At 55.2% G+C, this 14,277-nt stretch carries 12 protein-coding genes; 3 read left to right on the plus strand and 9 right to left on the minus strand.

Annotation, left to right across the window (positions count from 1 at the left end; translation table 11 throughout):
* Positions 1–138 precede the first annotated feature (138 nt).
* Complete coding sequence (locus N0M98_RS17945; protein WP_249860781.1) at positions 139–960, minus strand: carbohydrate ABC transporter permease; 822 nt, start codon at positions 958–960, stop codon at positions 139–141.
* Positions 957–1,913 carry a carbohydrate ABC transporter permease gene (locus N0M98_RS17950; protein WP_375295501.1) on the minus strand — a complete coding sequence of 319 codons (957 nt, stop codon included), beginning with the start codon at positions 1,911–1,913 and terminating at the stop codon, positions 957–959. Before N0M98_RS17950 ends, N0M98_RS17945 begins: the two co-directional genes overlap by 4 nt.
* A 258-nt stretch (positions 1,914–2,171) precedes the next feature.
* On the opposite strand from N0M98_RS17950, the gene N0M98_RS17955 reads away from it, so the two are divergent.
* Positions 2,172–5,354, plus strand: coding sequence for a hypothetical protein (locus N0M98_RS17955; protein WP_259618731.1), 3,183 nt, complete (start codon positions 2,172–2,174; stop codon positions 5,352–5,354).
* Positions 5,355–5,504: 150 nt separating this feature from the next.
* On the opposite strand, the gene N0M98_RS17960 is transcribed toward N0M98_RS17955, so the two are convergent.
* The 5 genes from N0M98_RS17960 to N0M98_RS17980 all read right to left on the minus strand — a co-directional run bounded on the left by N0M98_RS17960 (position 5,505) and on the right by N0M98_RS17980 (position 11,120).
* Positions 5,505–5,897: a hypothetical protein gene (locus N0M98_RS17960; protein ID WP_249860784.1), complete on the minus strand. Its 393-nt coding sequence runs from the start codon at positions 5,895–5,897 to the stop codon at positions 5,505–5,507.
* 239 nt (positions 5,898–6,136) lie between these two features.
* Positions 6,137–6,763 carry a bis(5'-nucleosyl)-tetraphosphatase (symmetrical) YqeK gene (gene yqeK, locus N0M98_RS17965; protein WP_249860785.1) on the minus strand — a complete coding sequence of 209 codons (627 nt, stop codon included), beginning with the start codon at positions 6,761–6,763 and terminating at the stop codon, positions 6,137–6,139.
* 229 nt (positions 6,764–6,992) lie between these two features.
* Entirely contained in the window at positions 6,993–9,425 is a 2,433-nt protein-coding gene (locus tag N0M98_RS17970) for a heavy metal translocating P-type ATPase (protein WP_259618732.1), read from the minus strand.
* A 53-nt stretch (positions 9,426–9,478) separates the two neighbouring features.
* Positions 9,479–9,811, minus strand: a complete 333-nt coding sequence (locus N0M98_RS17975; RefSeq protein WP_249860787.1) for an ArsR/SmtB family transcription factor — start codon at positions 9,809–9,811, stop codon at positions 9,479–9,481.
* A 460-nt stretch (positions 9,812–10,271) separates the two neighbouring features.
* Positions 10,272–11,120 carry a helix-turn-helix transcriptional regulator gene (locus N0M98_RS17980; RefSeq protein ID WP_259618733.1) on the minus strand — a complete coding sequence of 283 codons (849 nt, stop codon included), beginning with the start codon at positions 11,118–11,120 and terminating at the stop codon, positions 10,272–10,274.
* A gap of 102 nt (positions 11,121–11,222) precedes the next feature.
* On the opposite strand from N0M98_RS17980, the gene N0M98_RS17985 reads away from it, so the two are divergent.
* Both N0M98_RS17985 and N0M98_RS17990 read left to right on the plus strand, forming a co-directional pair.
* Positions 11,223–12,290, plus strand: coding sequence for a Gfo/Idh/MocA family protein (locus N0M98_RS17985; RefSeq protein WP_249860789.1), 1,068 nt, complete (start codon positions 11,223–11,225; stop codon positions 12,288–12,290).
* Between the two features lie 35 nt (positions 12,291–12,325).
* Positions 12,326–13,183 carry a sugar phosphate isomerase/epimerase family protein gene (locus tag N0M98_RS17990; protein ID WP_259618734.1) on the plus strand — a complete coding sequence of 286 codons (858 nt, stop codon included), beginning with the start codon at positions 12,326–12,328 and terminating at the stop codon, positions 13,181–13,183.
* Between the two features lie 153 nt (positions 13,184–13,336).
* Here the strand turns inward: N0M98_RS17990 and N0M98_RS17995 are convergent, their stop codons facing one another.
* Entirely contained in the window at positions 13,337–13,744 is a 408-nt protein-coding gene (locus N0M98_RS17995) for a YkvA family protein (RefSeq protein ID WP_310943947.1), read from the minus strand.
* A 16-nt stretch (positions 13,745–13,760) separates the two neighbouring features.
* The gene (locus N0M98_RS18000; protein ID WP_259618735.1) at positions 13,761–14,261 is read right to left on the minus strand and encodes a hypothetical protein; all 501 of its coding nucleotides are present in this window, start codon (positions 14,259–14,261) and stop codon (positions 13,761–13,763) included.
* Between the last annotated feature and the right edge of the window lie 16 nt (positions 14,262–14,277).

Raw genomic sequence — 14,277 nt, forward strand, 5'->3', positions numbered from 1 at the left:
TCCTGCGGCCGGCAGAAGGTTCCAATCGTCGTCTTCCCTTGGATGACAAGGACGGCCGCCGACGTCTCTACAGACGGTTTTCGCTTGGCGGCTTGCGCTTTTTCACCAAGCTTCGGGTTATGTTATTCATTCATGGCGCTATCCTTTCAATGCTCCTGCGGTCAAGCCGCGTACAAGCTGTTTGATGCCGAGAACCAGCAGCAGCAAGGACGGCAGCATAACGATGGTGACGCCCGCCAGCACGAGATTCCACGATGTCATCTCCTCGAACTGCAGCATGCTGATGCCGATCTGCACGGTGCGCATCTTCTCGTCGTTCGTAATCAGCAGAGGCCACAAATACATGTTCCAGTGGGTGAGAAAGGAGTACACTCCGAGCGTCGCGAGGGCAGGGCGGGACAGCGGCAGCACGATGCGAAGGAAGCTGCGCAGATGGCCGCAGCCGTCGATACGGGCCGCTTCGAACAGCTCGGAGGGCAGCTGCATGAAGAACTGCCGCAGCAGGAACGTCCCGAAGGCGCTGGCAAGAAACGGAACGATGAGACCTTCGTAGGTGTCGAGCCAGCCCCAGCTTTTCACAGTCAAATAGTTCGGGATCATCGTCACTTCCCAAGGAATCATCATGGTCGACAGAAACACGGCGAACAGAACGCTTTTGCCGGCGAATTTCAAATATGCGAAAGCATAGGCGGCCAAACTCGCGGTGACGATCTGACCGAGCATAATGGCGGCGGAGACGAGCAGGCTATTCGTGATGAACTTGAAAATCGGGACGGTCTGCGTCACTTTGATCAAGTTATCCCAATAAAGGCTGCCCGGCACGAACTTCGGCGGGTAGGCCGACGATTCGGCAGGCGTCATGAAAGCGGAGGAGACGGTAAAGAAAACCGGGTACAGTACCAGCGCCGCAGCGATGATGAGCAGGATGTAGACGATCCCGTTAAGCTGCTTCGATGTCATTGATAATGCACCTTCTTTTCGAAAAATTTGAACTGGACGAACGTTAGAATCAAAATGATGGCGAACAGGACCAACGCCTGTGCGCTCCCGATGCCGAACCGAAAGTTGACGAAGGCATCCTGATAGATGTTATAGACGACGACATCGGTCGAATTCATAGGTCCGCCCCGAGTCAAAATATGCATTTGTCCGAACGTTTGGAAAGCGCCGATGATCGATACGATCGTTACGAAAAAGATCGTCGGCGAAATGAGCGGCAGCGTGAGCCGGACGAAGGTTCGCAGCGGTCCCGCCCCGTCGATTTTGGCGCTGTCGTAAATATCCTCGGGGACGCCCTGCAGCCCGCTCAGCAGTACGATGTAGTTGAAGCCGAGATTCATCCACACGGTCATCGCGGAGACTGAGAGCAGCGCCAGAGCCGGGTCGGTCAGCCAACCCTTCGGAGCTTGGCCGATCAGGCTAAGCAGATAGTTCAGGATACCCACGCTTGGGTGGTACAGCATCATCCAGATGACGGAGCCGGTGCCGACCGAAATGGCGATGGGCAGCGAGAACGCGAATTGGAAGACGCGCATTCCGCGCAGCTTATTGTGAGACAGCGCCGCGAGCAGCAGGGCGACGATAATCCCCGTCGGCACGGTCAGCAGGGTGAAGGACAAAGTCACCTGCAGGCTTTGATAAAATTTTTCCGACAGCAGCAGTTCACGAAAATTATCCAGCCCCGCGAAGGCGGCGATCCGTCCTCTCGGGTCCGTCAAATGCAAGCTTAAATATACGGATTGGATCAGCGGGTAAAATAGAAATACGCCGAACAGCAGTAGAGAAGGAGCTAAGAATAAATAGGCGAGCAGATGGTCCTTCTCCTTCCGGCGCGCGCGGCGCAGGCTGCGGACGCTCGCGATACGGCCGCGTTTGGGCCATACGGCGGACGGCGCTTCGAGATCTTTGGGCATGAGGCTCATACATCATTCACTCCTAACCTTGATCGCACTCGAACCGTTGCGGCGAGCCGGACGGCGGCGCTCATGTTCAATTGCCTCACTCAGTATAACGGGCGGATGTAAAGTACAGGTTAAGCGGATTTAAAGGTTTTGTTGAGGAAAAAAAGAGGCTTCAAAATGAAAGAATCGAATCTACTGTTTTTTAATAGTTCGTATGATAAAATAAACGATAATTACATTAAATTGGAACTTAATTGAGGTGGAAATTTCATGGCATCCAAGCGTTCGGTCCAGATGGCGGTTGCGGCGGCGTTATCCGCTCTTGCCGTACCTTCCGTTGTTTTGGCTTCTCCGCCGCCGTCTACTGCGGCTGCGGTTCTTTATCCTATTCAAGATACGGTGATAGCCAAAAACTCGGAGAAAATCATAGATTTAAGCGGTATGGAAGCTTTCAAGGTCAATAGTTCCGCCAGCAGCGTCGTGGAAGCGACGTATTCGCCGGCTGTACCCAATTACATTCATTTGAACGGCAAGGAAGCGGGAGCTTCCACGATTACGATCACAAGCGGTGATCAAGTCGTTAACCGATTTAAGGTTCACGTACTGGATGCGGGAAGCGATAATCGTATCGATATCGCGGACGTAGCGGGGTACATGGCGAATTATTCCGGGAATGTGACGGGAGCGGGGGATGTAACGACGCTGCTGCAAGGAATCGAGCCTTTCAATGCGGCCCGTTATCCGGTTGAACCGCCGGTTGCTGTAGGCAGCCCGGGAGCATTCATCTTGCAAAGCGGGCAAAATGCGCCGCAGACGGCAGCGATGTCGGCCTATTTCAGCAATCCGTCCGGCGTGCCGTTGAGCTACAGTCTGCATAACGTCCCCGAGTATTTGAAGGCTTCCATCGACTCCGCTACGGGACTGTTAACCGTCAGGGCGGAGCAGCCCCTTAGCGATACGATGACGGCGAGCTTCCAGGTTACGGCAGCGAATCCTTACGGGCAAAGCGCATCGGCGGACGTGATCGTGAAGGTCCTGGCGTCGGAGCAGCCTCCGATTCCGCAGCCGCCGCTAGTAATAGGCGCGCCGGGTCCGCTGACGCTGGTGAACGGACAAGCGGGCGATCCGCAGACGTTGACGATGTCAACGTATTTCAGCGATCCTACGCCGTTAACCTACAGCTTGACGGGAATTCCCCAGTATATGGATGTGGCGATCGATCCTGTAAGCGGCGTATTGACGCTGTACGGAGCGAATTTCCCGGACAATGCGGACCGTACGGAGTATATATGGGTACAGGCGACGAACGCGAACGGTCTCGGGGCAGCGATCCGGCTGGAGCTTCGCGTGCAGGCGTCGGAGCAGCCTCCGATTCCGCAGCCGCCGCAAGTGACAGGTACCCCGGGCCCGTTGACAGTGGTGAACAGACAAGAAGGAGCGGCGCAGACGGTAACGATGTCAACGTACTTCAGCGACCCCACGCCGTTAACTTACAGCTTGACGGGAATTCCCCAGTATATGGATGTGGCGATCGATCCTGTAAGCGGCGTATTGACGCTGTACGGAGCGAACTACCCGGATAATGCGGAGCGAACGGAATATTTGTGGATACTGGCGATGAACGCAAACGGCTATAGCTCAGCGATCCGGCTGGAGCTTCGCGTGCAAGCGGTAAATCCGCCGGTTGTAATCGGTACGCCTGACGCCGTCGCTTGGCAGATGGGCGTTACCGAGCGGCAGACCGTCTCTGTTGCCGGCTATTTCAAGCAGGATGGGGAGTCATTGACTTATGCGATTTCCGGGATGCCCGGCTTCATCGATGCAAGCATCGACGGGCGCAGCGGAGAGCTTACGATTACAAAGGTTAGCCCGGAAGAGCGGCAGCCCGCGGCACCGGCGATTCGGGTGATGGCGCTGGATCGATTCGAGCAAACCGCCGAGGTGAGTATCCCTATCGGGATCGACTATCCCGTTCCTATCGTCCGGGAGGTTCCGCTTGATCCTGTGACGCTGAAAGACGGGGAGGAGCAGCCGCAGACCGTTGAAATGGCAGCTTACTTTAAGACAATGACGATCGAACGGTTGAGCTACAGCGTCGTCGATGCGCCTTCTTACGTGCATGCCGTCATTGGCGAGGAGGACGGTAGGTTGACGGTAACGCCGGAAGGCTCTCTGCATGACTATGTGGGAACGGCTGCCTATGTACAGATTAGAGCGGCCAACCAGTACGGCAATTTCGTCCTGCTTTCGATACCTCTGCAAGTAATTGAGGACCCGGATTCTTATCCCGCGCCGGAAGTGTATGATCCTCCGACGCCCGTCGAATGGGTGAGAGATATTACCCAAGTCCAGACATTATATGTGTCGGACTACTTCTATGACGAATCCGAGCTATCCTATAGCATAGCGGCTATGCCTGATTACATTGAGGCATCCATTAACGACAAGTCGGGAAAATTGGTGATATCCGGGATCGGGGAAGGGGCGGATGAGCCTGCCGTAATCCAGATCCGGGCGGTGAACAGCTACGGCAAAAGCGCGACACTGAATATCAGCGTCCGGACGATCGATTCGATGACCATCGAATGGCCGCAATCCGAGGAGCCGCCGATCCGTTTGGAGCTGGCCGTGTTTTTTGGCGATATAGAGGCCGATTCGTATGAATATGCGGGGCAGTTGGAAGGAGCCGCCGTCAGTCCTGTCATTGAAGAGCCGAATACGGCGCAGGCTCAGCTTGTGCTGAATGAATCGGCGCGTGACGTTTCATTGAAAATCAGAGGCACCAACACGGCAAATGGCATCAGCAAAGAATTCGTCATCAAGTTCGTTACCGGTTATGACGCCCCTGTGCCCGACAAGCAGCCGGAAACGATTGAAGTGACTAACGGCATGGCGGAAGAGCCTTATACTATCTATTTGACAAACAGCTATTTTAACGGACAGTCCTTGTCCTATGAGCTGCTGCCGGACCCGAATATCGCAGGCGATGTGAACGCGAATATCGTGAACGGAAATCAATTGCAAATTATGGGGGCATATTTCCCCGACAATGTGCGGACGTCGACGGTTCTGCACGTTAAAGCTACGAACGAGCACGGCAAAAGCACGGTATTGTCTTTCCCGGTTGAAGTCAACCCGGCGCCTGCTCTGGAAGTGATCCGAACGCCGGATGAAGTCCGGTTTCAGGATGGGATCAATCAATCTTATCCTTATCTGGTATGGGATTATCTAAGCGACCGCAGAGCTTCAATCACAATAGAAAACGGGCAGGAACTAAGAGAGAAGTACGGGATCAGGGCAAGCTTTGACGGGCCGTTATTTATCGAGAATGAATTTCCGATCTCGAATACGGAGGAAGTTACGCTGGCCATTCGGATTCGGGCGACGGATTGGTTAGGGCAGAGTGTCCTTCTTGAAATTCCGGTCATCATCGTCCCTAATACGTCCGCTTAAGCATGCAGATCGTTGTGCGAAACCATGCAACGCACAGCTGACGGCGAGGTGTTCGGGCAGGAGCAAGCGGGCGATGCAACCATCGCCCGTAAGGCCAACGAAAGTTGGCCTATTTTTGCTGTAATGGAAAGCGCATAGCTTTAATAGACTTTAGCTTTCCTGCTCATCTGGAATGAAAACAAGCCCGCAGGAAGGGCACTCTCTGGCGCTGCACGCGATCCGGAATCCACAGGCGGGGCAGCTGTCATCTTCTTCGTCTGCGGCAGACAGGCTGCCGGATTCTTCGCCGCGGCTGGCAACCGGCAGAAAATAGTCGGCTACCGGGCGTCCGTCAATCTCCACCACTTGGAGCTGGTCGGTGAGTATCCAATGTATCGTTCCATATTTGTCGCTGACGGCGGCGGTCGGAATTTCAGCCGATTCTTCGCGGGGGAACATGCTTCCTCCCAGCACGCCGGGCATCATGGATTTGTAAGCGCCGTACCCCGTGCCGATTAACACGTACGATTTCCTTGACTCCTTATGCTGTACGATAATGGCCATAATAGACTATCTCCTTTTATAATCTTTGATCGCAAGCAGCGTTTGAATCGCTTACCTTATATTCAGTTGAAACGGGACTTTTTTTGCCTCCAGCCGGGATTGATAAAGAATTTGAATGTCGCGAAGAACGGCGGGAAAGTCGGGAAACGGGAAACGTTCCGTCCATTCTCTGGTCCTGCCTTAATCTCCATTCTTCGTCATATTCTTGCTTCGGGCATGAGGACAAAAGCTCCTTCGCGTCAGTCCGCATCCGCTAAATTAGCCTTTAGCTGACGGTAGGCGTCGGAGAGCCAGGGATGGATGACTTTCAAGCGTTCCTTTTGCCGCCACAAATAATCGATGTAGACGAAGGCGCCGCTCTCCAGCGAAACATCGAGCCGCTTGAGCAGCGCATCGAGGTAGGGAGGCGTTCCGGGCTGATCCCATTCGATTTTGTCCGCTACGAAAACAATCAAATCCAGTGGCGACGGATCGGCTTGCAGAGTCGTATGGCAGCCGATAGCGTTTAAAATCGACGGGTCGCGAATTTGGAACAGATCGCGGGCGATAATGCGGGAGAGCTTCTGGTGAATGATCATGGGGAAGGCGGATTCTTCGGGAAGAATGTCGATATGCAGCTCCCGGGCGAACCGGATGCGGTCGCTGTTCGGGATGATGGCGCTGATGTCGTGCAATAATCCGGCGGTGCGGGCGTGTTCCGTATCGCCGTTAAACCGGGCGGCCAATCTTGCGGCTTCGTCGCCGACCCGCAGGCTATGTTCCGCCGTTCTGGGGCAATTGTATAACGTAAGCAGATCGATGATGTCTCTCTCCAGTTGTCCGGTAAAAACCATAGATTGTTTGATCGCCAAAAGAGATGGGTGCATAAGGATCCGCTCCTTACTGAAGTGGATTTTCCCCATCGTACCATATTATGGATGGAGTGAACATAGCCGTGGCCGGCATCCCGGCGGAAAAAACACAAAATCGCAAATGCAATGAAACGAGAAGAAGGGGCGCCTCCCGCCGGCTGTAAAACGGCTGAGCGGAAGCGCCCCTATAGTATTTGTGCCGATCGGGAGCCGCCAACGGCGGCGGCCCTGCCGCAGCTTCATTTCATTTCTTTTCTTTTCGTTCGATTAGCATGGTTAAGCTAAGCAAACTAATAATAATCGTAGCGCCCATATCCGACAGGATGGCAAACCAGAGCGTCAGCATCCCGGGAATGGTCAGCAGCAGCGCCGCCAGCTTAAGTCCCATCGCTATCGTAATGTTAATGCGGATGATACGGTTGGTGCGGCGGGCGATCGAGATCGCCTCCGGCAGCTTGCCGAGATGATCCTGCATCAGGACGATATCGGCGGTCTCGATGGCGCTGTCGGTGCCTTTGCCCATCGCGATGCCGAGCTCGGCTGTAGCCAGCGCCGGGGCGTCGTTAATGCCGTCGCCGACCATGGCCACGCGACCGCCGCGGCCCAGCTCGCGGATCTTCGCAACCTTGTCTTCGGGCAGAAGCCCGCCGACGAAGGAAGTGACGCCGACGGCGCGGGCAACCTTCTCCGCCGTTTGCGGGTGATCGCCCGTCAGCATCACCGTGCGGCGGATGCCGCGGCGGTGCAGCGCTGCGACGACGCTTGCGCTTTCCGGGCGGATCTCGTCGGCGATGCCGAACAGCCCGAGCACCGAGCGGCTGTCGGCGACGATCACGAGCGTCAGGCCGCTCGCTTTGAAGCGCTCGATGTCGCGCTTCACCTCATCCGGCATAGCGACGTGACTGATGTTGGCTTCGTTGCCCAGCCAATACCGCTCGCCGCCCAGCGTAGCTTGAATGCCCAGGCCGGAAGCGGCGGTAACCTCTTCCGGGGCCGACGCTTGCACGCCGCGCTTGCCGGTCTCGCGCACAATCGCCTTGGCCAGCGGATGCGACGACGCTTGCTCGATCGCCGCCGCCACCCGGTAAAACCGCTCTTCGTCGCGGTCATAGACGACGGTCTGCTCGACATGCGGCTCGCCGCGGGTAAGCGTCCCCGTCTTATCGAAGGCGAGCGTATCGATACGGCCGAGCTGCTCCAGGAACACGCCGCCTTTGACCAGAATGCCGTGCCGCGCATTGCGCGTAATACCGGCGACAATCGCGATTGGCGATGCCAAAATCAAGGCGCAAGGGCAGCCTACGATGAGAACGGCGAGCCCTTGGTAGAGCCACTGCCTCCAGTCCCCGTTCAAAAAGAGTGGAGGGAAGAGAGCGACGAGCAGGGCGATGATCATAATCGCCGGCGTATAATACTTGGCAAACCGGTTAATAAACAGCTCGGTAGGCGTCTTTGTTTCCTGAGCTTCCTGCACCAAGTGCAATATTTGCGCCAAGGACGAATCTTCATAAGCTTTGTCAATGTGAATGCGCAGCGCCCCGTCGTGGTTGATGCTGCCTCCGAATACGCGGTCTCCTGCCGATTTGTCCAGCGGCAGCGATTCACCTGTAATCGCCGCTTCATTGACGGAGCTGATGCCTTCGAGCACGTAACCGTCCGACGGAATTTTCTCGCCGGCTCTTACCAGCACCGTATCTCCCGCTTGCAGCGATTCGATCGGCACGAGCCGTTCTATGCCGTTCTCGACGAGCATCGCCTGCTTCGGAGCGACCTGCAGCAGCGTCTCCATCGAGCGGCGCGCCTTTTCCATGCCGATGCCTTCGAGAAATTCGTTGATTCCGAATAAAATCGCGACCATCGTCGCTTCCTTCCACTCGCCGATGCTGACGGCGCCGATCAGCGCGATCGTCATCAGCGTGTCCATATTGAAACGCAGCCGCGCCAGCCGCTTCAAGCCTTTGATGAACGTGCCGTATCCGCTAAGCGCGATGGCTGCGACGTACAGCAGGATGCTGACGAAGCCGGGAATGCGTCCTTCGAGCAGCAAAGCCGCCCCGTACAGCGCCGCGGAAACGACGAGCTGCCTTACAATCGACGCCCCTCCATGAGCGTGGGAATGGTCATGCCCGTGGTCGTCGTCGCCATGCTCGTGATCATGCATGTGTTCATGCGCCGCGCCATGCTCGTGATCATGCTTGCGAGCATGATGCGATGCGGCGGTCTGTCCGGCCGAATGGCTGTGCGTCACAGCATGATCATGAGCGGCATCGTCGGATAATCGCTCCCCGTCCGCATGGGCATGCGCTCCATGATGTTCGCCGCGGGAATGGTCGTGGTCCGCGCCGCAGCCTATGCAGCCGGTCTCCAGCGCCGCGCTTACCTGCTCCTTGCTCTGCCCTAGAGCGGCCTCGGCCGTTCCGCTTGCCCCACGCCCGCGCTGCATGGTTACCCCTTTGGCCCCGGCGCGAATCGACCGCGGCGCTACCGAATCGATGGAGGCGCCGTCCGACCGCAATATTTTTTGAACCTCGGGCAAGGCTACCTTCGGGTCGATCTTCAATTTTCCGCTGTTATAGTTAAGCGTCGCGCTTCCTCCGTGCTCCAGCCGCTGAATCTGCTCTTCCATCTCCCGGGTGCAGTTCGCGCAGCTCAAACCCTTTACTCTATATTCCAGCATCGTATTCCCCTCATTTCACGCTTGGTATCCGGCAACCGGCTGTAGCCGGCCGGCTAATCGTGGCTGGCGTGATGAATCGCTTCGCTCAGCAAATCCATCACGTGCTCGTCATCATGCGAATAATATAATGTAGTTCCGGCTCTGCGAAATTTCACCAGGCGCAGATTTTTCAGAAAGCGCAGTTGATGCGACACGGTCGATTGCAGAAGAGACAGCTCTTCGGCGATTTCGTTAACCGAGCATTCTTTTTGCGACAATAAATATAAAATGCGAATGCGCGTCGTATCCGACAGCGCTTTGAACGTCTGGGACACCATGAATAAGGTTTCTTCGTCCAGCGAACGGACATTTGAATCCGGCCCTTGCGGCCGATCGAATGTTTCCATAGATGTACCTCCATAAATGAGCGTATGAATATATGAGTATATGTTCATATAGTATTCCAGGAAGGAGGAATTTGTCAATGGCAAACGCCCTTTATGTCGATAATAAGAATAGTTACGCTTTGCGGCAGCAAGCTGGTTGATGCCACCTGCCTTTACAGCGAGATTGATGAGGGCTTGCAAACAGACGTCTACGCGTACAGAGTCGTATATTAGAATGTGCCATTTTGGGAAATATCATGAGAGGATACCGGCAGGATAATGGGGGGAACTAAAAGCCTGGTGAAAAAAGAGCGGAGGGGCCATTTGAATCTGGAAAAGCGTAAGCGTTCGCCTTTGAAAGCGGATTCTCTCCACATAAAAGCGAAAAAATAATTCCAAAGAATCCGATTTCAACCGTTTCGCGGAAGGAAGCTGTCCGGGCGGTTAGCGCGATTTTTACCGAACAGCGCTTTGTACCGCCTCATACGGTGCCGCGGAACAGCTTCGGCGATACGCCGACGAACTTTTTGAACAGGCGGGAAAAATAAAACACGTCGTGATAACCGAGGGACGCGGCGATTTCCTTGAGCGACTGATCCGTATTGAGCAAAATGTTCTTCGCCTCGGCCATCTTCAGACGATGCACATATTCGTTAAGCGGGTAACCGGTATACTTGCTGACGATCCGCCTCAGAGTCGGAAATGAAATATGCTGCCTTTCGCACAGCTCCCCGGCATCGAAGGGACGATATACATAATCCGAAATCGCTTCGATCAGGCCGAGCGCATTTTCGGCTTTCGTTATTTTGGGGGGAGTTTCAGAGCTCATGATCAAGTCCAGCAGCATCGCTTCGACCAGCAGCGCCGCCCTGTCGATATTGTTCGGAATGCCGGTTTCCATCAGCATGAAAATCCGGTTAATCTTCGTGAGCTGCTCTTCTTCGGTGTTGCGAACCCGATCCGGCTCGGTGAGCCATGTGTTCAGCCACTCCTGAATGCGCTTTCCTTCGATAGTGAAGTAATGCTCGTCCCAATGCTCGTTTTCACCGGGACCGTAATCGAACACAGCCCCCGGATAAAGCAGAAAGAAGCTCCCCTGCCGCACCGTCTGATTCTCGCCGCGGTTCACCCGGTACGTTCCCGAGCCCCCGGAAATATAGACGATAGCCCAGTAAGTGAAGGTCGCTTGACTCCGGTAATGGATTCTGGCGGGAATATGCCCGACGTTAATCAAGTGAAGCGATTTTACTTTCAGGATGCTTTGATCTACTTTGAGATCGACGATGCGAATCGGTTGTCGACTGATCTTATAATCCATGTAACTGATCATGGCATGCATTCCTTCTTTGAATCAATCATGATAGTTTGATTATATAGTTCATTATTCATTTGCTCAAGCGAGCAGCCGATCATAAGGGAGGACGGATTCAAATTGACCAAGCTAAATGTAGGAGTTATCGGAGCAGGCTCGATCTCGGAATTGCATTTGCAAGCGTATCAAAAGCTCGGCGATGCGGTGCAAATTTATGCGATTTGCGATTTGAATCAGGCGAGAGCGCAGGAAAAGGCGGAGAAGTACGGGGCTTCCGAGGTGTATGACGATTATCGCAAGCTGCTCGCCGACCCCAAGGTCGACGCGGTTAGCGTCTGCACCTGGAACAACACGCATGCCGAGATCAGCATCGCGGCTCTGCAGGCAGGGAAGCATGTATTGGTGGAAAAGCCGTTATGCCGTACGGTAGAAGAAGCGCTGAACGTTCAGCAGGCGGTTCGGGAATCCGGCAAGGTGCTCCAAGTCGGTTTCGTGCGCCGCTACGACGCCAACGCGCAGCTGATGAAGAGCTTTGTCGATAACGGGGAGCTCGGCGACATTTATTATGCCAAGGCTTCATGCATTCGCCGCTTAGGCAACCCGGGCGGATGGTTTGCGGACAAGGAACGCTCCGGCGGCGGTCCGCTTATCGATATCGGGGTGCATGTCATCGACATATGCTGGTATTTGATGGGCCGGCCGAAGGTTGTCTCCGTCAGCGGCAACACCTACCGGAAGCTGGGCAACCGGGCGAACGTCCGGAACTTGTCCTTCTACAAGGCCGCCGATTATGACGCCAGCCAAAATACCGTCGAGGATATGGCCAATGCGCTTATCCGCTTTGATAACGGAGCTTCGCTGATGGTCGACGTCAGCTTTACGCTGCATGCCAAGCAGGACGAAACCGTGGTGAAGCTGTTCGGCGATAAAGGCGGTCTTGAGCTCGAACCGGCGATGCATCTCGTATCCGAGAAGCACGACACGATACTGAATATTACGCCGCAAACCGACCAGAAGGGGCTTAACGTAACGGCGGCGTTCCAGAACGAAATCCGCTTCTTTATCGACAGCTGCGCTGCCGGCAAGGAGCCGATCAGCCCTGTGGAAGACGGCGTGGAATTGATGAAAATATTATGCGGCATTTACGAATCGGCCGAGACGGGCCGCGAAGTCCGATACGATAACTAATAGCCCGGGATAGGGGTAAGGGAGGAACATGCGCCATGAAGCTAGGTTTAAGCTCATATAGCTTGGTACGCGCGATTCGGTCGCAGCAAATGGATATTCTCGGGGGGATCGATTGGATTGCGGAGAACGGCGGGGAGCATGTCGAAATCGTGCCTATCGGCTTCAGCCTGACGGACAATCCTGAGCTGATCGATGCGATACGGGAGAAGGCCGCCGCGGCGGGCATCGAGGTGTCGAATTATGCGATCGGGGCCAATTTTATTACCGAGACGCGCGAGCAATACGAGAGCGAGATCGAGCGCGTGAAGCGCGAAGTGGATATCGCTCACGGGCTTGGGGTGAAGCGGATGCGCCATGACGTTGCTTCCCGCAAGGATAATTCCATCATCCGCTTCCAGGAGGATCTGGAGCCGCTGGCTTCGGCGTGCAGACAGATTGCCGATTATGCGGCGCAGTACGGCATTGTCACCAGCGTGGAAAACCACGGCTACTATATTCAAGCCAGCGACAGGGTTCAGGCGCTGATTCATGCGGTCGACCGCCCGAATTTCCGGACGACGCTGGACATCGGCAACTTCATGTGCGCCGACGAAAATTCGGTCGTTGCGGTGCAAAAGAATATGCCGTACGCCTCGATGGTTCATGTGAAAGATTTCTATTGGCGTCCGGCTCATCTGAATCCGGGTCCGGGCTGGTTCCAGACGGCGGGAGGCAACCATCTGCGCGGCGCGATCGTCGGGCACGGCGATATCGATATGCGCCAGGTGCTCGGCATCGTGAAGCGCTCCGGCTACGACGGCTACATATCCGTCGAGTTCGAGGGAATGGAAGACTGCATAGCCGGTTCGAAGATGGGGTTGGATAATGTGCGCAGATTATGGGATGAAGTATAGCGAAAGCGCTCATTTTCTAAAAGGCGACGAGTGAGCCGGTCCCCGCACCTGAAGCGATCAAGTCTCCATGCACGCTGATTCAGCGGGTAGGGAGGCTTGTTTTGCATTGTTGAACGATCGAGGGAACAGAACTCTGCCGAAGAGACGCTCCCGTTAACTTGGCTTGTCCTCCGCTTTCCCTAGCCTGGCGTCGATCGCCGTCAGATCGCCTTCGGCATCTGGGCCGAACCAAGCGGTAACTTTGCTGCGCGCTTTGGCTTTTATGTCGGCGTCGATATACATGGCAATGGTCAGCAGAGCGCCGACCAGAACGCCGAGGTCGTCTCCGAAGCCGATACCCGGCGTAATGTCCGGTATCGCATCGAGCGGGCTGATGAAATAGCCGAGCGCCCCCATAATGACGGCCTTCGCTTTCATCGGCACCTTCGGGCTTTGCAGCGCATAGAACAGGAGCAGCGCGGCGTATACGGCTTTGCCGCCCGCTTTTTTGGCGAATTTCTTCATCTTCAGCCAGAACGAATCGTCGGAATATTGTTTGATATACTTGGTTTGATCCTGCACCGGGACTCCTCCTCCGTTATGATCCATCGCCGTATTTGCGCTTCCATTGGTCTTGCCATTCCCGGAAGCTTAGGCCGGTGACTTCTTCCAGCGTTTTGCCGTCCAATGAATATACGGCCCCGGCTAGCCCCGTCGCATCGGGAAACGAATATCCTCCTATTACCTTGCCGCCGGACAGCATAATATAAACGTTCGTGTTTACACGGTAGATATTTTCCAGCGGATGTCCCTTTACGGTGAAGGCATAAATCAATATGTCTTGACCGAAATAATCCTCGGGCCGGGCCGTTTGCACTCCCCATGACTGCCGATAAGGCAGCGTTGAAGTTTCTCCGTACAGCTTGGCGCGATCCAGCGTATATTTCTCTACAAGGCCGCGGACTTTCGTTACTTCATATCCTTGCGATTGAACATACCGCTTGGCGGTTTGGGAGCCAGGGTCGCTGTCGCGGCTGCAGGCTGCGGCGCAGGCCAGCAGCAGGCTTATGATCAAACATAATGCAGCGAGATTCCTCATAGACTTCCCCTTTGCC

The organism is Paenibacillus doosanensis (genome assembly GCF_025060755.1).
Taxonomy (GTDB): Bacteria; Bacillota; Bacilli; order Paenibacillales; family NBRC-103111; genus Paenibacillus_S; species Paenibacillus_S doosanensis.

Coding starts and splice junctions, on each gene's coding strand:
- N0M98_RS17945 (WP_249860781.1), bottom strand. CDS start 960: ATGACATCGAAGCAGCTTAACGGGATCGTCTACATCCTGCTCATCATC.
- N0M98_RS17950 (WP_375295501.1), bottom strand. CDS start 1,913: ATGCCCAAAGATCTCGAAGCGCCGTCCGCCGTATGGCCCAAACGCGGC.
- N0M98_RS17955 (WP_259618731.1), top strand. CDS start 2,172: ATGGCATCCAAGCGTTCGGTCCAGATGGCGGTTGCGGCGGCGTTATCC.
- N0M98_RS17960 (WP_249860784.1), bottom strand. CDS start 5,897: ATGGCCATTATCGTACAGCATAAGGAGTCAAGGAAATCGTACGTGTTA.
- yqeK (WP_249860785.1), bottom strand. CDS start 6,763: ATGCACCCATCTCTTTTGGCGATCAAACAATCTATGGTTTTTACCGGA.
- N0M98_RS17970 (WP_259618732.1), bottom strand. CDS start 9,425: ATGCTGGAATATAGAGTAAAGGGTTTGAGCTGCGCGAACTGCACCCGG.
- N0M98_RS17975 (WP_249860787.1), bottom strand. CDS start 9,811: ATGGAAACATTCGATCGGCCGCAAGGGCCGGATTCAAATGTCCGTTCG.
- N0M98_RS17980 (WP_259618733.1), bottom strand. CDS start 11,120: ATGATCAGTTACATGGATTATAAGATCAGTCGACAACCGATTCGCATC.
- N0M98_RS17990 (WP_259618734.1), top strand. CDS start 12,326: ATGAAGCTAGGTTTAAGCTCATATAGCTTGGTACGCGCGATTCGGTCG.
- N0M98_RS18000 (WP_259618735.1), bottom strand. CDS start 14,261: ATGAGGAATCTCGCTGCATTATGTTTGATCATAAGCCTGCTGCTGGCC.